Below are 17,194 nucleotides of genomic sequence, written 5' to 3'. Positions count from 1 at the left end.
TGCGGCGAGGGCGTTCCGGTTCGCGGGCCGGTCAGGCCTGTGCGGCGGCCCGTTCGGCGAGGATCTGCTCGATGACCACCGCGACGCCGTCCTCGTTGTTGGCGACCGTGCGGCCCGAGGCTGCGGCGATCACGTCGGGGTGTGCGTTGCCCATGGCGTACGAGGTGCCGGCCCAGGTGAGCATCTCGACGTCGTTGGGCATGTCGCCGAAGGCGACGACCTCGGCGGCGGAGATGCCCCGCTCGGCGCAGCACAGGGCGAGGGTGCTCGCCTTGGAGACGCCGAGCCCGCTGATCTCCAGCAGGGAGGTGGGGCTGGAGCGGGTGATCGAGGCGTGCTCGCCGGCTGCAGAGCGAGCCAGGTCGAGGAACGCGTCGGGCGACAGCTCCGGGTGGTGGGCGAGCAGCTTGAGCACCGGCGCGGCAGTGCCGGGCGTCTCCTCGGCCAGCAGTTCCTCGGCGACGGCCACCACGGCGCCGGGGTCGAGGTAGAACGGCGGGTAGGCCGGCTCGTAGGTGATCCCGCTGGTCAGCTCGACGGCGAAGGAGGTGCCGGGGGCGGCGGCCCGCAGGGCGCGGACGACGTCCAGGGCGACGGGCCGCGGCAGGGCGTGGACCTCGATGAACTTCCGGCCGTCGTGCAGGTCGACGACGGCGGCGCCGTTGGCGCAGATCGCCAGGCCGTGGCCGTGGACGTGGTCGCTGACCACGTCCATCCAGCGGGCCGGCCGCCCCGTCACGAAGAAGACCTCGATGCCGGCCTGCTCGGCGGCGGCGAGCGCGGCCACGGTACGGTCCGACACCGATTTGTCGTCGCGCAGCAGAGTGCCGTCGAGGTCCGTGGCGATCAGGCGGGGGGCGGGGCGGTGCTGGGGAGCTGCGGTCACACCCCATCTTCACCCATGCGGACGCCGGACCGGACCCCAAGACCCCTGTTCAGGGGCGTCGGGGCCGGTTCCGGCGGAAACCGCGTTGCTCACTGGCCGAGCTGTGCCAGGCCTTCGGTCGCGATCCGCTCGAAGACCTGCTGGTCGGCGGCGAAGTCGGAGTCCGGGATCGGCCAGTGGAGGACCAGTTCCGTGAAGCCCAGCTCGGCGTGGCGGCCGGCGAAGTCCACGAAGGCGTCGACGGACTCCAGCGGGCGGCTGCGGTCCGGGGTGAAGCCGGTCAGCAGGACCTTGCCCAGCTCGGCGGCGTCGCGGCCGAGGTCGGAGCAGGCCTTCTCCAGCTTCTCCACCTGTCCGCGGAGCGCCGCCACGGACTGCTCCGGCGTGCCCTCCTCGTACAGCTTGGGGTCACCGGTGGTGACCCAGGCCTGGCCGTGGGCGGCGGCGAGCTTCAGCCCGCGCGGGCCGGTGGCGGCCACTGCGAAGGGCAGCCGGGGGCGCTGCACGCAACCGGGTACGTTCCGGGCCTCGTCGGCCGAGTAGAACGTGCCGCGGTGGCTGACCGCGCCCTCGGTCAGCAGCCGGTCCAGCAGCGGCACGAACTCGGCGAACCGGTCGGCGCGCTCGCGCGGGGTCCAGGCCTCCTGGCCCAGGGCGGTGGCGTCGAACCCGTTGCCGCCGGCCCCGATGCCGAGGGTGATGCGGCCGTCCGAGATGTCGTCGAGGGAGATCAGCTCCTTGGCGAGGGTCACCGGGTGCCGGAAGTTCGGAGAGGTGACCAGGGTGCCCAGGCGCAGCCGGTCCGTGGCGGTCGCGGCGGCGGCGAGCGTCGGCAGGGCGCCGAACCACGGGCCGTCCCGGAAGGTGCGCCAGGACAGGTGGTCGTAGGTGTACGCGGCGTGGAAGCCGAGATCCTCGGCGCGCCGCCACGTTGCCCGGCCTCCCTCATGCCAGCGGTCGACGGGAAGGATCACGGTGCTCAGGCGCAGGCTCATGCCCCGAGCTTAGAACGAGGCCCGAGGGACTCCGCCGAGTCAGGCGCACCCGGCGTCACTGCGGCCTCGTACCCGATCGGCCGCTGGACCTCTCAGGCAGGGCGCTCGCACTCCGGGACGGCAGGCACGTCGCGGGTGCGTACGGCCGACAGCCAGCCGTAGCCCTCGCCGCCGGGGACCTTCACGCGGTACCAGTTCGTGGAACCCACGCCGTACTCGTCCGCGATGCGTGTGGCGCCGTAGACGACGCAGTCCGCGACGAGGGTGTCCCCGTGCCAGACGCGCTGGTCAAGCACGTTGCTCACCTCGTAGGGCTTGCCGGGATCCCGAGCGAGCCCCAGGCGGCAGTTGGTGAGCCGTTCGGTGTTGCCGAGGCATCCCTTCTCCACGTTGTACACGCGGATGTCGACGCCCGAGGCGCCGGCGGTGCCGGAGAAGTGCGGCAGGGCGAACACGTAGCCGCACACCGCGGCGGTCGCCGTGCCCGTACCCACCAGGGTGACGAGCATCCGTCGTCTGTGCCGCCGCGCCCTGGCCCGCGGGTGGGCGGCGACGGCCGCCTTGAAACGCGGCAGCAGGTCCTGGACGGTGGGGCGGGGCTTGCGCTCCGTTTCCGCAGCGAGGCAGTCCTCGATGATCGCGCGCCAGCAGTCCGGGAGCTCGGGGCTGAGCCGTAGTTCCGCGCGGCCGGTGCTGTACTCGTGGAGCGCGGCGGCTCGGGCAGCGGCCGTGGCGCCGGGGAAGGGCAGTCGACCGCCGGAGAGAAGCTGATGGGCGGTCACACCCAGGGCCCAGACATCGAGGCTCGGCCGGACGGCGACACCTCGCTCGCTGAGCGGCTCCGTATTGCGCTCGGGCGGGAGATAGTCGGGCGAGCCCATCGGCGGACCGTAGCCGTGGGTGCCTTCGATCCGGGTGGCGAGCCCGAAGTCCGCGAGACGTACCGAACCATCCGGCATCAGGAGGACGTTGCCCGGCTTGAGATCACCGTGCACCCATCCGGAGTCGTGCAGATGGACGAGGGCCTCGCAGATCTGCGTCAGCAGCGGACCGGCGTCCGGTACGGGGCCGGCCGTCGGTCCGCCGGCGTCGTGGAGGAGGTCGAGCAGGCTGCGCTCGGCCCGCTCCATGACCAGGACGACGGCGCCGTCGAGCTCCTCACGGTCGCTGTCGCGGACCTCGATCGTCTCGTACACGCGGATCAGATGGGGGTGGGAGGCCTCCTGGCTGAAGGCGACCTCGCGCTGTGCGCTCTCGGCCAGTTGCCGGGCCTGGCGCGGCGCGAGCCCCGCCGTGGAGAGGAACTTCAGAGCCGCCTCGGCAGGGCTTCCCCCGCCGGCCGGTCCGCGGTGGCGGGCCGCGTACACGCTGCCCCAACTGCCCGCCGCTATCGGTTCCGTCACCTCCCAGTCGCCCACCAGGTAGCCGACGGGCACCTCCATCGCATGGGCAAGGCTCATGACACACCCGCGCCGGCCGTACGGGCCGGGAGGAGGGCCAGGTGCTCTTCGCGCACCAGTCCGAAGCGGAGCGCGAGCGAGACCAGCGCCTCGCGGCGCCCGTCCATGCGTCGCCCGGGGGCGTCGTCGTTGTTCTTGACGCGCAGCTTGTTCCGCGCCAGGTAGTCGACATGGAAACTGACGGCCTGTTCGGTCAGGTCCCGGCACGCGGGATGCCGGCGCAGTCTCGCGGTGATCTGGGGTGTGGTGGGGACGGCAGCTGTCGACAGATCGCGCAGGCGGGGTTCGCACAGGGCGACCAGCACCAGGAAGTAGGTGGCGGACTCGTCCAGGGAGAAGGCCACCAGGGTGGCCGCTCCGCCGAGCCGGGCGAAGTCGGCTGCCTCGCCGTAGCTGTGCGAGGGGGCGAAGACCTGGACGGACACAGGCGGCCCGGTGCGCGTCGGCAGCACGATCCGGGAGAACTCGAACGGCACGGGTGCGCCGAGCCGACGGGGGGCGACGCGTACGTACTCGCCCGCGCCCTCCGGGTTCTCGACCAGGTAGCTCTGCGTTGCGCTGAAGTTGCTCAGCTTCCAGTGGTCCTCGGTCGCCCGGATCTCTCCGGCCAGTCGCGGAACGGCCGGATCGTCGAGGACGAGGTCCACGGGGGTGTCCGGCGCCCCCCGGCCAAAACGCAGCGCGTCCCCCGGCCCGATCTCGGTGGTGATCTGCGCGGCTCCACTGCCTGCCGGCACATGCACAACGATCGTCACGTCATCCCCCATGCCCCCGACTAACGGGCGCACGCTAACACGTGTTGGCACGCGAGCAGGATGGGGAAACTCGCCAGTGGCGCACCGGTTTGTGCCGGTGCGCCACTGCGGTCAATGTGCCGAAGGGATCACGGCTGAGTGCGAGAGGGCTCTCAGCAGTTGTCGACCCACATGTGGGATGCGACGTTGTTGTTGAGTGACTGGCCGTAGCCCCGGGCGGATGAACCGCCGCCGTTGAATGTCTCACGTCCCAGCGGGAGGTTGTCCCAGTGGGAACCGTTCGTCAGGCACCGCCAGGCTCCCGCGTGTGAGGTATCCCAGAACACCTTTACGTCGTCGTACGGGCCGGGGACGCCGTTGTTCCACATCTGGGAGGCTTCGTTCTTCATGTTGCGCGAGTTGCCTGCTGCGTCCGTGCACACGCCCCAGTCCTCGGAATTGTTCAGCCACCTGCAGTACGCCCCCTGCCCGTAAGGCTCGGCGGAGGCATAGAGGAAGCCGTCGGCGAGGGCGCTGAAGGGCTGCGGAGCTTCCACGGCGGAAGGCCGAGTGGCTGTATCCGCCTGGGCGACCACAGGGGTCACACTGATCATTCCCGCGGCGACGGCGCCGGTCAGGACGATTCGGAATTTGCCCATGCTGAACTCCTTCTGTGAAGTGATGCCCAAGTCACGGAGATGACGAGGGCGATCTTTCTGGTGACAGGCCGGAATCTGTGGCCTGACGCACCATTTCCTGGGCCCGAGGAAGCGCTTCGCGCTCAAGCCTCAGCTTGAGGTCGGTGTCAGCCCGGTACTGGCCGGCAAGCACCTCGGCATAGTGGCGGTCCAATTTCCGGCTGGTCCGGGCCAGTCCGCTTTCCTCGGCGCAGACGGCCTCGGCGACGGCGAGCGTGACCTGCTGCTTCGGCTCTGTCCGCAGGCTCGTCTTCTCCAGCGCCTCACGTATGTCGGCCGGAGACGTGTAGGCATGGCCTGAGCGCCGCATGCACCGGGCCCACTGCTCGGTGGATGCCGCGAACCGGTCGTCGGCAACGACCCGGTCCTGCTTCAGGCCCTTGCGATCGATGGCTGATTCTCTTGCTTGGTACCAGCCCTGCAGATCTTGGTACAGAAGGCGTTGGGCCTTCGAGGCACAGCCGGCGTCACTGTGGCTCAGGACCCCTCCCCGGGGCAGTTTCGCCTTCAGCCACCCGGAACCGCTGCCGTGGTAGGTCTGCAGCCATTGCCGTCGGCGGTCAGGGGTGAGTGCGGCGACGTACTTCTTGTTGGGACTCGACGCATCCATTTCCTTCATGCGGCGCTCCAGTTCCGCACCGTAGCCGTATGTCCGCGCCCAGTTCACGTCGTCGACGACGTAGGGGAATTCCCGGTACTCGGGGATTGGATGACGGTCGACGGGCCAATAACGGAATCCCTGCTGCTGCATGCAGGACTGCACCAGCATTTGTTCAGCGGTCTGCAGCAGTTCCCGCTCGGCGGTGGTGATCTCGCGCACCGGATGCTCCATCCGGGCGTCTCCTCCTGCGAGCTCCGCCCACGCCGCCGAGACGAGCAGGACGGTGGAAGCCGCGAAGGAGCCCGCGATCACCCGGGTCCGTCGGGTGCCGATCAGCATGGGGTGGTCACTCCACCCGTCGCGTCACCCTTGAGGTAGATCCCGCTGACGTACCCGGTCCCGCCGGTGGCGAGCGGGAGGCGTACCCACTTGTCGTTGGTGACACCCTCCGCCGTGACCTGCTCACCCTTGATCCAGCACTCAGCGGGATAGGAAGAGTTGGCGTAGACCTTGCTGACGATGCCGCAGGAGCGCCAGGCGCACGAGCGGACGTTGGCGTCTGCCCAGGCGGTGACGGTGGTTCCGGTGTCACCGCTCGGCTGGAAGGTGACGTTCACCCAGCCGTTGTCTGTCATGCCGAGGCCGTCCCAGAAGGTGCCGTCGGCCAGGTCGATGCCTGCCGGGTTGGCCACCTGCCGGCCGAACTCGTCACGGCCCCCGTTGTAGCCGTTCTCGTACGCGGCCTGTGCTTCCGGCTTCCCCTGCGGCAGGTCGTTCCACGACTGCCGGACCGACGGCGGACTCCAGTAATCGTCCCTGGTGTTCCAGGGACCCACGTCCCAGACGGGCGCCGTCTCGCACCGGGTGCCGTTACAGACGCGGACGGTGTATTCGCGGCCGCCGTCGGAGGCGAGCATCCGCCGTGACGGCAACGCGACGAAGTGGTCGCGGGGTTTGATCACATGCCCGTTGGCGGTGGTTCCTCCCACCAGCCCCTCACGGGTGGCGAACAGTCGGTACGTCGCGGACGCGGTGGCCGGGGATGCCGTCGCCACCTCGGCAGGACTGTCCCAGGGGGCCAAGGTCACTCCCGAGACGCTGGGCGCCGTGCCGTCAGCCCGGCCCTCCAGGCTCACGCGCGTCTGCAGGGACGCCACCGGCCGCGGCAGCCGGGTCCGCCCGTCCGAGCCGGCCTCCCGCCACTGCGTCCACGCCCCCGCCGCGTCCCGGCCGCGTACCTCCACCAGGGCGGTGGTGCCGCGCGGTGCCCGGGTGCGGGCTTCGATCCGTACCGCCGACACCCACCGGTCGACCTTTGTCTCCGGCGCGGTGTAGGTCCCGCGAGGGGCAGCCGGCCGGGTGAGCCGCCGCGTCACCGGGACACCGCTTGCCAGGGTCAGCCCGCTGCCGGTGTGGGCCACGTTGCTCTGCTCGGCGGCGGGCGCGTCCAGATCCACCCGCCACTGAACCGTGCGTCCGTCCTGAGCCCTCTCGTTCGCGTGTGCGGCCACGGTGCTGTTCCCCAACAGTCCCGCGCAGGCGAGCATCACGGCCAGCGGCCATCTCCTCCGCATGGGAGGCCCCCTTCCCGAAGGCGTCAAACCGACAGGAGTGAGGAAAGCGTGCCGCTCACCGAACCAGAACCTGTGAGCCGGTAGGTAGCCCCGGCAGGGGGCGGCGCCGAAGATGGTCGGGCGGGTCTCGACCAGCGCGTTCCTGCGCGCGGGCCGACGGCCCTGCGCCTCCCGTCAGGGCAGGCGCAGGTACTCCGGCGGGACGGCGTCCACCAGCCACACGCCGTTCGCGCTGAGGCGGAACACGTGGCCGTCCCGGTGCATGGCCCCGGCGTCGACGCTCAGCACGACCGGGCGGCCGCGCCGGGCGCCGACGCGGGTGGCGGTCTCCCGGTCGGGCGACAGGTGGACGTGGTGGCGCCGCATCGGGAGCAGGCCCTCGGTGCGGATCGGGGCGAGGGCGCTCGCGACGGTGCCGTGGTAGAGGTACGCGGGCGGTTCGGCCTGGGGCAGGCCGAGGTCGACGGCGACGGTGTGGCCCTGGCTGGCCCGGATCCTGGTGCCCTCGACGGCGAACCGCTTCTTGTCGTTGGTGGCGACGACGTGGTCGAGTTCGGCCCGGCTGAAGGCGAAGCCGTGGGCCGCCGCCGCGGCGATCAGTGCGTCGATCTCCACCCAGCCCTGTGAATCGAGCGCCAGTCCGATGCGTTCCGGCTGGTGGCGCAGGTGCTTCGAGACATATTTCGACACCTTGACGGTGCGTCTTTCGTCCATGGGGCCAGCGTGCCCGGCTGGTGGTTCTCTCCACCACGGTTTTTCGGCGGTTCGGGGCGGGACACCCCTCTACCACGCTTCCAAGATGCGGAATATATTTTCCATTGATGCGTGCGGCCCCGGAGCGTCGGTCCGCGCTGCCGGTCCCGTACTGCCGGCACCGCACCACCTGCACCGCACCACCTGCACCGCACCGCCTGCACCGAACACCTCGAAGGGGGACACCCATGCCTGCACGCGCCTCGCTCAAGCGCCGGGCCGCCGCCGAATTCATCGGCACCGCGGCCCTCCTCGTGATCGTGGTCGGATCCGGAATCCAGGCGGCCGCGCTCACGCGCGACCCCGCGGTGGCCCTGCTCGCCAATTCGGCCGCCTCCGCCATCGGCCTCGGCCTGATCATCACCCTGTTCGGTCCGCTGTCCGGCGCGCACCTCAACCCGGTCGTCACCCTCACCGCGTGGTGGCCGCGCCGCACCGCCGCCGGGCGGCTGACCGGCCGCGAAGCCGTCGCGTACGCCGCTGCCCAGACGGCCGGCGCCATCGCCGGAGCACTGCTCGCCGAGGCCATGTTCGACCGCAGCCCCGGCGCCCTCGCCACCCAGGCCCGCGACGGCGGCCACCTGCTGATCGGTGAAGTCGTCGCCACCGCCGGACTCGTGCTCGTCATCCAGGGCCTCGGCCGGGTCGGCCGCCCGCGCCTGGTCCCGGCGGCCGTCGCCGGCTACATCGCCGCCGCGATCTGGTTCACCTCGTCCGGCTCCTTCGCCAACCCGGCAGGCACCGTCGGCCGGGCCTTCAGCGACTCCTTCACCGGCATCGCTCCCGGCTCCCTGCCCGGCTTCGTACTCGCGCAGCTCGCCGGCGGAGTCCTCGGCCTCGCCCTCTCCGCCGTGCTGTACGGACGGGAGCGGACGCCGGCCGTGGAAGTGGCACCGCTCAACAGCACATACAAGGCCGTCAGTTGATTCATCCACAGCCGTAGCACCTTGTCCACAGCCGATTTGCCGGGGATTGTCGGCGAATGTGCGACCGCTTCGGGGGAGGGCTGTGGGTAAGTCGTCAGGGGTGCCGGCGCCGGGCCAGCTCGTTCATCGTGCGGGCCTGCAGCTCCCGCTCCGTCGCCGCCCGGACAAAGGCCGCGACGTGGTCGGGGCCGACCAGCTCCTGCACCGCGCGGACCGTTTCCGCAGGCAGTGCCACCGGGGCCGGGCCCGCGGGCGCCGGTGGCCGGCCCGGCGCCCCCAGGTGCTGCTGGAGGTGCCGGGTCGCGAACAGCCGCATGGCCCGCGCCAGCTCGGCGTCCACCGTCTGCTGGGCCAAGGGCCGCAGCCGCCGCACCATCGCGGCCGCCTCGGTCGCCGCCGCCTCCGTCAGCGGGGTCTCCTCCGCACAGCCCTCCTCGACGGGACCGAGATAGCGGGCGAAGACGTGCTCGGTGGTGAACTCCAGGAACCGGGAGGCGATGTTCTCGACCTGACCGCGCAGCTCCCGGAGGTGCCCCGTGATGGCGTCCAGCGGGACCCCGGCCGCGTGCAGCTCCGCGGCCACGGCCAGCTCCGTCGGACTGGGGACGAGGAACTCGTCCACCCGTCCGGGCATGCGCTCCAGCACCCCCAGCTCCACCGCCTCCTCGACGGCCCGGTCGTCGGGGGTGCCGCCGAAGAGGTCGTCCAGCTCGTCCCTGCTGAGCCGGGCCGCCTCCTCGTCGGTCCACGGCCCGTGCACCTCGGCCACCAGTCCGAGGACCCCGCCCAGCCCGCGGCCGGCGTCCCAGGCCTCCAGCAGCTCCTTGATGGACGCCAGCGTGTAGCCCCGGTCCAGCAGATCGGCGATCTGCCGCAGCCGCGCCAGATGGGTGTCGCCGTACACGTTGGAACGTCCCCGGCGCTCGGGCCGCGGCAGCAGGCCACGGTCCTGGTACGCCCGGATCGTCCGCACCGTCGCACCGCTGTGATGCGCCAGATCCTCGATCCGGTACTCCGCTACCGCCTGATCGGCCACACCCGCTCCCTACCGACGGCCCTGCCCTGCGAGCCCTCCTGCGAGGGATGGTACGGCCGCGGGCAGGAGCGGGGTATGGCCGTGCCGGCCCTGGTCACAACCGCGGCTCCCGGCGGGCCACCGCACGCAGCGCGCGCGGTGTGAACCGGGCCATCCAGCGGGTGGCGTGCGCCTCCGGCGTCACCGGGACCACCGCCGTGTTGTGGACGACCGCCTCCAGGACCGCCTCGGCGACCTTCTCCGGAGGGAAGTTGCGCATCCCGTAGAGCCGCGAGGAACGCTCCTGCTTGCGACGCTCCTCGGCCGCATCACTGCCCGCGAACCGGGTGGTGGCCGTGATGTTGGTGTTCACGATGCCCGGGCATATCGCCGAGACCCCGATCGACTTGTCGGCGAGCTCGGCGCGCAGGCACTCGCTGAGCATCAGCACCGCGGCCTTGGAGGTGCTGTACGCGGGCAGCGACCGGGACGGCAGCCAGGCCGCCGCGGACGCCGTGTTCACGATGTGCCCGCCCTGCCCGCGCTCGGCCATCTGACGGCCGAAGGTCCGGCAGCCGTGGATGACGCCCCACAGGTTGACGTCGAGGACCTTCTTCCAGTCCTCGGTCGTCGTGTCGAAGAACGACCCGGACAGCCCGATCCCGGCGTTGTTGACCAGGACGTCCACGACGCCGTACTCGGCGGCCACCTTCGCGGCGAGCTTCTCCATGGCCTGCTCGTCGCCGACGTCGGCGGTCTCCCCCCACGCCTCCGGGGCACCGAGCAGCCGCGCCATCTCCGCCGTGCGGGCGGCCCCTTCGGCATCGCGGTCGACGGCGACCACCCGGGCGCCCGCCTCGGCGAACGCGAACGCGGTGGCCCGCCCGATGCCGCTCGCCGCGCCGGTCACCAGGACCAGTCGGCCGCCGAACCGCTCCGCGTGGCGGCCGGCGACGCTGTCCGGGCGGGCGGCCGCTCGGGCCGGTGCGACCGCACCGGGCGCCCTGCCGGCGCGGTCCTCGTGGGCGTCGACGAACTCGCCGATCCACGAGGCCAGCTGGTCGGGCCGGGTGCGGGGGATCCAGTGCTTGGCGTCCAGGGTCCGGCGGCGCAGCTGCGGCGCCCACTGTTCGAGGTCGTCGTAGAGGCGCTCTGACAGGAAGGAGTCACCGGTCGGCGTGATCAGCTGCACCGGCGCGTGGGCGTACGCGTCCGGCCGCGGCCTGCGCAGCCGGATCCGTACGTTGTCCCGGTAGAGCCAGGCGCCGTGGGCCGCGTCCGAGGGCAGCGAGGCCGTCGGGTATCCGTCCGCGGGCAGCCTTTCGAGGCGCTGCAGCATGCCGGGCCACTGCTTGCCGAGCGGGCCGCGCCAGGCCAGCTCCGGCAGGACCGGCGTGTGCAGCATGTAGACGTACCAGGACTTGGCGCCCTGCCCGAGGAGCTGGGCGGCCCGGCGCGGGGTGGGCCGCGTCATCCGCTTCTTGATCCAGTGGCCGAAGTGGTCGAGCGACGGCCCGGACATCGAGGTGAAGGAGGCGATCCGGCCCTCGGTGCGCCGTACGGTCGCGAACTCCCAGCCTTGTACGGAGCCCCAGTCGTGCCCGACCAGGTGCACCGGCCGGTCCGGGCTGACGGCGTCCGCGACGGCGAGGAAGTCGTCGGTCAGCTTCTCCAGGGTGAAGCCGCCCCGCAGTGGCTGCGGGGCGCTGGACGCGCCGTGGCCGCGGACGTCGTAGAGCACGACGTGGAACCGGTCGGCGAGGCGCTCGGCGACGCCCGACCAGACCTCCTTGCTGTCGGGGTAGCCGTGCACCAGCAGGACCGTCGGCCGTGCCGCGTCGCCGAGCTCTGCGATGCACAGCTCCACCCCGCCCGTGGCAACCCTGCGCAGCCGTGCATCCTTCAGACCCATCGTGCTCACGCCGCCTTCCCCTCTGCCCAGCGCCGCACGTGCGGCAGGTCGTCGTCCAGCCAGAATGCGCTCTCCTGCGGGTCCCGGGAGTCGGTGACCACGAGGAGTTCCTCGAACTTGGCGCCGGTGCCCCGGAACCCGAGGTGCGGTTCGACCGCCCACAAGCCGGGCTGCGGCGGGTGGTCGGAGAACGTGTACGGACTCCACAGCGGGGACCAGCCCTCGCGGTGCCCGTGCAGCGCGTCGCTCGCCAGCCCCTTGAGGGACTGGGTTCCGAATCCGAACACCGTAGGCGACCAGCGGCGCTCCCGGACCCTGCCCACCTTGTGCGCGATCACGCCGAACGGGTAGGCGCGGTGCCGGTTGGTGTACCCCTGGCGGACCATGAGCCGCTCGACGTCCTCGTAGACGGTCCGCAGCGGCCGGCGCTCGCGGACCCCGGCGAGGATCAGCGCCCGGTGCTCCTGCAGGTCGTCCATGAGCCGGTCCTGCACGGGGTTGAGGCCCAGACTGCCCGAGTAGCCGATGTCGGCGGCGAAGCCGCGGTGGATGGGGGCCATGTCGAGGATGAAGGGCATCCCCGGCTCCAGCCGCCGGTTGGTGGGGAAGAACTGCAGCGGTATCCGGAAGCCGGCGAAGGCCGTCCGGTCGCCGAACCAGGCGAACGGCAGGTGGAACCAGTCCCGCACGCCGCGCTCGGTCAGCCAGTCGCGCTGCATCCGGGCGGCCTCGCGCTCGGTGACCCCCGGCTTCAGCCGGGCCGCGACCACTTCCGCGCACTCGTACGCGAGCCGCTGCACTTCCTTGAATCCCTGCAGGTCCGGGGAGAGCCGCTCCCCGACCGCCGACGTCCTACCGGCCATGCCACCCGTCCGTCCGTGTCGCCGTACGCACCCGTAACTTGACACTGATGAATGTGACAATGCCTGGAGATCGCGTCAAGGCCCCTGCACACACCTGTGGATAACTTTTTTCCCGCGGGTTTCCGGACTGCCCGCGTCCCCCCGTCCGCCCGCCGTCCGCCCGCCGTCCGCCCTCCGTCTCCCGTACCGCCCGCTCAGGGTCGTGTACGCCTGAAGGCTGACACGTTCCGGACTCCAGGTCTGACGACCGGCACGGACCGCGCCACTACCTTCGAAACGTGACTGTCATCGCGACCGAAAGCCTGAGCAAGCGGTACACCAAGGTGACCGCCCTCGACCGGCTCTCCCTCGACATCGGGCCCGGCGTGACCGGCCTGGTGGGCGCCAACGGAGCCGGCAAGTCCACGCTGATCAAGATCCTGCTGGGACTGTCCCCCGCCACCGAGGGCCGTGCCGCCGTGCTCGGACTGGACGTCGCCACGCATGGCAGCGCCATCCGCGAACGGGTCGGCTACATGCCCGAACACGACTGCCTGCCGCCCGACGTCTCGGCCACCGAGTTCGTCGTGCACATGGCGAGGATGTCGGGCCTTCCCCCGACCGCCGCCCGGGAACGCACGGCGGACACCCTGCGCCACGTCGGCCTCTACGAGGAGCGGTACCGCCCCATCGGCGGCTACTCCACCGGCATGAAGCAGCGCGTCAAGCTGGCCCAGGCACTCGTCCACGACCCGCAGCTGGTGCTGCTCGACGAGCCGACCAACGGCCTCGACCCGGTCGGCCGCGACGAGATGCTCGGCCTGATCCGCCGCGTCTACACCGACTTCGGCATCTCCGTCCTGGTCACCTCGCACCTGCTCGGCGAACTGGAACGCACCTGCGACCACGTCGTGGTCGTCGACGGCGGCAAACTGCTGCGGTCCAGCTCCACCAGTGACTTCACCCAGATCACGGCCACCCTGGCCGTCGAGGTCACCGACTCCGACACCCACCCCGACGGCACCCGCGCGCTGCGCGAGGCGCTCGTCACCGCCGGCGTCGCCCTGCACCCCGGCGAGGAACAGGGCCTGCCCGGCGCCGGCCACATCCTCCTCGTCGAGGCCACGGGCGAGGAGACGTACGACATCGTCCGCGACACCGTCGCCGGCCTCGGCCTCGGCCTGGTCCGCATGGAGCAGCGCCGCCACCACATCGCGGAGGTCTTCCGCGACGACCAGCAGCAGGGTCACCAGGACCCGGAGGCAGCCCGGCGCGCCGCCGCCTGGGCGGCGAACACCGCGGCCACCGCACACGCAGCACAGAAGGGAGCCGGCACCGATGGCTGAGACCTCCACCCGGATCCACAACATCGGCTACCGGTCGTACGAGGGCAGCCGCCTCGGCCGCGCCTACGCCCGCCGCTCCCTGTACTCGCAGTCCCTGCGCGGCGCCTACGGACTGGGCCGCTCGGCCAAGTCCAAGGTCCTGCCCATGCTGCTCTTCGCGGTCATGTGCCTGCCCGCGGCGATCATCGTGGCTGTCGCCATCGCGGTGCCCGGCTCGAAGGACCTGCCGCTCAAGTACACGTCGTACGCCCTCTACCTGCAGATGGTGATCGGCCTCTACCTGGCCTCGCAGGCCCCCCAGTCGGTCTCCCGCGACCTGCGCTTCAAGACCGTGCCGCTGTACTTCTCGCGGCCGATCGAGCGCGTGGACTACGTCGTCGCCAAGTACGCGGCCATGGTCTCCGCCCTCTTCATCCTCACCGCGGCGCCCCTGCTCGTGATGTACATCGGCGCGCTGCTGGCCAAGTTCGACTTCGCGGACCAGACCAAGGGGTTCGCCCAGGGAATGGTCTCGGTGCTCCTGCTCTCGCTCCTCTTCGGTGGGATCGGCCTGGTCATGGCCGCCCTCACGCCCCGGCGCGGCTTCGGCGTCGCCGCCGTCATCGCCCTCCTCGTGATCCCGTACGGCGCCGTCACAGCCGTCCAGGGCGTCGCGTACGGGACGGACAACACGGGCGCCATCGAGTGGATGGGCCTCTTCTCCCCGATCACCCTGATCGACGGGGTGCAGACCGCCTTCCTCGGTGCCACCTCCGCCTTCCCCGGCGGGTACGGGCCCTCGGCCGGCACCGGAGTGGTCTACCTGCTGGTCGTGTTCGCCCTCATCGCCGGCTCGTACGCCGCCCTGATGAGCCGTTACCGGAAGGCCGGACTGTGAGCATCATCGACATCGACCACACCTCCCGCTGGTTCGGGAACGTCGTCGCCGTCAACGACGTGACCATGCGGATCGGCCCCGGCGTCACCGGCCTGCTCGGCCCGAACGGCGCCGGCAAGTCCACCCTGATCAACATGATGGGCGGCTTCCTCGCCCCCTCCACCGGAAGCGTCACCCTCGACGGCGCCCCGATCTGGCGCAACGAGCAGGTCTACACGAAGATCGGCGTCGTGCCCGAGCGCGAGTCGATGTACGACTTCCTCACCGGCCGCGAGTTCGTCGTCGCCAACGCCGAACTCCACGGGCTCGACGAGCGGGCCGCCCAGCGCGCCCTGGCCACCGTCGAGATGGAGTACGCCCAGGACCGCAAGATCGCCACCTACTCCAAGGGCATGCGGCAGCGCGTCAAGATGGCCTCCGCCCTGGTGCACGACCCGTCCGTGCTGCTCCTCGACGAGCCGTTCAACGGTATGGACCCGCGCCAGCGGATGCAGCTGATGGACCTGCTGCGGCGGATGGGCGACGAAGGCCGCACCGTCCTGTTCTCCTCGCACATCCTGGAAGAGGTCGAGCAGCTCGCCTCCCACATCGAGGTGATCGTCGCCGGCCGGCACGCCGCCTCCGGCGACTACCGCAAGATCCGACGCCTGATGACGGACCGCCCGCACCGCTACCTGGTCCGCTCCTCCGACGACCGAGCCCTCGCGGCTGCCCTCATCGCGGACCCGTCGACCGCGGGCATCGAGGTCGACCGGGCCGAAGGCGCGCTGCGCATCCAGGCCGTCGACTTCGGCCGGTTCACCGAGCTGCTGCCGCAGGTGGCCCGGTCGCACGGCATCCGGCTCCTCACGGTCTCGCCTTCGGACGAGTCCCTGGAGTCGGTCTTCTCCTACCTCGTAGCGGCCTGAAGGAGCTGGCACCGATGTACAACCCCACCGTCGCCCGGCTCACCTACCGGGCCCTGCTCGGCCGGCGCCGCGCGCTCATCCTGTTCGCACTCCCGGCCCTGCTCGTCCTCATCGCCGTCGCGGTCCGCGCCCTCACCGGCGTCGACGACAAGGTCGCGGCCGACCTGCTCGGCGGCTTCGCGCTCGCCACGATGGTGCCGCTCATCGGCGTCATCGCCGGCACCGGCGCGATCGGTCCGGAAATCGACGACGGCTCGATCGTCTACCTCCTGTCCAAGCCGGTGAAGCGGCCGACGATCATCATGACCAAGCTGATCGTCGCGATCGCCGTGACGATGGTCTTCTCCGCCGTCCCGACCCTCATCGCGGGCTTCATCCTCAACGGCAACGGACAGCAGATCGCCATCGCGTACACGGTCGCGGCGCTCGTCGCCTCGATCGCCTACAGCGCGCTGTTCCTGCTGCTCGGCACCGTCAGCCGGCACGCCGTGGTCTTCGGCCTGGTCTACGCCCTGGTGTGGGAGTCCCTGTTCGGCAGCCTGGTCGAGGGCGCCAAGACGCTGAGCGTCCAGCAGTGGGCGCTGGCCCTGGCCGAGAAGATCAGCGGCGAGGACACGGTCAGCTCGGCGGTCTCGCTGCCCACGGCGGGCATCCTCCTGGCCGTGGTCACGGTCGCGGCCACCGCATACGCGGGCCAGAAGCTGCGGCGCCTGACCCTGGCGGGCGAGGAGTAGTCCTCCCGCCCCGCTGCCTGCGCAGTCCGCTCGCACGGCGCTCCACTGCATGCCCCGCCCGGTCCCATCGGGCGGGGCATCGCCGTACCGGGATCGTTGTGCGGGGGGCCGCAGGGCGGGTCATGATCGGTGCATGAGTCTGCACGCCGAGCCCGAGCCGTCCCGGCCGCTGCGCTCGTGGGTGCGTTCCTCGCCCGGTACGCATGTGTGGCTGCTGGTCATCGCGCTCACCAGTGTCGTCGTGGCGCTGTCCCCGGACCACCTCGACCACGTCCTGCTGCACCGCAACAGCAGCAACATCCACGAGCTGGTCAACCACCCCGTCCGGGCCTTGGTGGCCAGCGCGTTCTGGATCGAGAACCCGGCATCACTGGCCCTGTACGCCGTCCTGTTCGAGCTGTTCCACGCCCCGGTGGAACGCTGGCTCGGCACCGTGCGCTGGCTGGCCATCGTGGGCAGTGCCCATGTCGTGGCCACCCTCATCAGCCAGAACGTGGTCCTGATGGCCATCCGGGATCACCGGGCGCCCCGGAGCATGGCGCACGTCGTCGACATCGGCGTGAGCTACGGGCTCGCCGCAGCCGTGGGGGTGCTCACCTACCGGCTTCCCGGGCCTTGGCGCTGGCTCTACCTCGCGGGCGCCGTCGCCTTCTTCGGCGTACCGCTGCTGACCGGCGGCACGTTCACGGACTTGGGCCATGCGATCGCGCTGGCCATCGGGCTGCTGGCGTGGCCGCTCACCTGGCACCCGCAGCCTGTTTCACGTGAAACATGACGCTCTCTCACGCGGTTGTGTTTCACGTGAAACACAACCGCGTGCAGCCGCCGGGGCAGGCTGCCCTGCGGCCGGGAAATTCGCTGGTGGGCCCCGTGTGACCCGGGCAGAGTGGGTGGTGCGGGGAGCGACAAAGGTCCGGGACCGCCGCTTCGAGC

At 71.1% G+C, this 17,194-nt stretch carries 17 protein-coding genes; 6 read left to right on the top strand and 11 right to left on the bottom strand.

What is annotated here, in order from left to right; all coding sequences use genetic code 11:
- Positions 1–31: 31 nt before the first annotated feature.
- From LG634_RS00175 to LG634_RS00140, 8 genes are all read right to left on the bottom strand, one after another.
- Entirely contained in the window at positions 32–886 is an 855-nt protein-coding gene (locus LG634_RS00175) for a Cof-type HAD-IIB family hydrolase (RefSeq protein ID WP_226731460.1), read from the bottom strand.
- A gap of 89 nt (positions 887–975) precedes the next feature.
- A complete protein-coding gene (locus LG634_RS00170; RefSeq protein ID WP_226731459.1) occupies positions 976–1,881 on the bottom strand; it encodes an LLM class flavin-dependent oxidoreductase in 906 nt (301 codons plus the stop codon).
- 92 nt (positions 1,882–1,973) lie between these two features.
- On the bottom strand, positions 1,974–3,341 hold the full coding sequence (locus LG634_RS00165; protein ID WP_226731458.1) for a serine/threonine-protein kinase: 1,368 nt from the start codon (positions 3,339–3,341) through the stop codon (positions 1,974–1,976).
- Positions 3,338–4,096, bottom strand: coding sequence for an FHA domain-containing protein (locus LG634_RS00160; RefSeq protein WP_226731457.1), 759 nt, complete (start codon positions 4,094–4,096; stop codon positions 3,338–3,340). Before LG634_RS00160 ends, LG634_RS00165 begins: the two co-directional genes overlap by 4 nt.
- Before the next feature lie 152 nt (positions 4,097–4,248).
- Positions 4,249–4,734, bottom strand: coding sequence for a hypothetical protein (locus tag LG634_RS00155; RefSeq protein ID WP_226731456.1), 486 nt, complete (start codon positions 4,732–4,734; stop codon positions 4,249–4,251).
- A 31-nt stretch (positions 4,735–4,765) separates the two neighbouring features.
- Positions 4,766–5,713, bottom strand: coding sequence for a hypothetical protein (locus LG634_RS00150; RefSeq protein ID WP_226731455.1), 948 nt, complete (start codon positions 5,711–5,713; stop codon positions 4,766–4,768).
- A complete protein-coding gene (locus LG634_RS00145; RefSeq protein WP_226731454.1) occupies positions 5,707–6,948 on the bottom strand; it encodes an SH3 domain-containing protein in 1,242 nt (413 codons plus the stop codon). The genes LG634_RS00150 and LG634_RS00145 overlap by 7 nt, the downstream gene beginning before the upstream one ends.
- 174 nt (positions 6,949–7,122) lie before the next feature.
- Entirely contained in the window at positions 7,123–7,662 is a 540-nt protein-coding gene (locus LG634_RS00140; RefSeq protein ID WP_226731453.1) for an RNA 2'-phosphotransferase, read from the bottom strand.
- Positions 7,663–7,889: 227 nt separating this feature from the next.
- Here LG634_RS00140 and LG634_RS00135 point away from each other — a divergent pair, with 227 nt between their 5' ends.
- A complete protein-coding gene (locus LG634_RS00135) occupies positions 7,890–8,627 on the top strand; it encodes an aquaporin (protein ID WP_226731452.1) in 738 nt (245 codons plus the stop codon).
- Positions 8,628–8,721: 94 nt separating this feature from the next.
- Here the strand turns inward: LG634_RS00135 and LG634_RS00130 are convergent, their stop codons facing one another.
- The 3 genes from LG634_RS00130 to LG634_RS00120 all read right to left on the bottom strand — a co-directional run bounded on the left by LG634_RS00130 (position 8,722) and on the right by LG634_RS00120 (position 12,417).
- Positions 8,722–9,663 (bottom strand): MerR family transcriptional regulator, encoded by a 942-nt coding sequence (locus LG634_RS00130; RefSeq protein WP_226731451.1) that lies wholly within the window; start codon positions 9,661–9,663, stop codon positions 8,722–8,724.
- A gap of 94 nt (positions 9,664–9,757) precedes the next feature.
- On the bottom strand, positions 9,758–11,554 hold the full coding sequence (locus LG634_RS00125) for an SDR family oxidoreductase (protein ID WP_226731691.1): 1,797 nt from the start codon (positions 11,552–11,554) through the stop codon (positions 9,758–9,760).
- 5 nt (positions 11,555–11,559) lie between these two features.
- A complete protein-coding gene (locus LG634_RS00120; protein ID WP_226731450.1) occupies positions 11,560–12,417 on the bottom strand; it encodes a M24 family metallopeptidase in 858 nt (285 codons plus the stop codon).
- Positions 12,418–12,695: 278 nt separating this feature from the next.
- On the opposite strand from LG634_RS00120, the gene LG634_RS00115 reads away from it, so the two are divergent.
- The 5 genes from LG634_RS00115 to LG634_RS00095 all read left to right on the top strand — a co-directional run bounded on the left by LG634_RS00115 (position 12,696) and on the right by LG634_RS00095 (position 17,036).
- Complete coding sequence (locus LG634_RS00115) at positions 12,696–13,742, top strand: ABC transporter ATP-binding protein (protein WP_226731449.1); 1,047 nt, start codon at positions 12,696–12,698, stop codon at positions 13,740–13,742.
- Positions 13,735–14,619 carry an ABC transporter permease gene (locus tag LG634_RS00110; protein WP_226731448.1) on the top strand — a complete coding sequence of 295 codons (885 nt, stop codon included), beginning with the start codon at positions 13,735–13,737 and terminating at the stop codon, positions 14,617–14,619. The genes LG634_RS00115 and LG634_RS00110 overlap by 8 nt, the downstream gene beginning before the upstream one ends.
- Entirely contained in the window at positions 14,616–15,527 is a 912-nt protein-coding gene (locus tag LG634_RS00105) for an ABC transporter ATP-binding protein (RefSeq protein WP_226731447.1), read from the top strand. Before LG634_RS00110 ends, LG634_RS00105 begins: the two co-directional genes overlap by 4 nt.
- Positions 15,528–15,541: 14 nt before the next feature.
- Complete coding sequence (locus LG634_RS00100) at positions 15,542–16,261, top strand: ABC transporter permease (protein ID WP_226731446.1); 720 nt, start codon at positions 15,542–15,544, stop codon at positions 16,259–16,261.
- 133 nt (positions 16,262–16,394) lie between these two features.
- Positions 16,395–17,036, top strand: a complete 642-nt coding sequence (locus LG634_RS00095) for a rhomboid-like protein (protein WP_226731445.1) — start codon at positions 16,395–16,397, stop codon at positions 17,034–17,036.
- Positions 17,037–17,194: the final 158 nt, after the last annotated feature.

Source organism: Streptomyces bambusae (assembly GCF_020532645.1).
Lineage (GTDB): Bacteria > Actinomycetota > Actinomycetes > Streptomycetales > Streptomycetaceae > Streptomyces > Streptomyces bambusae.
The sequence above is the reverse complement of the archived record's forward strand: the minus strand, read 5'-3'. Positions and strand labels throughout refer to the sequence as shown.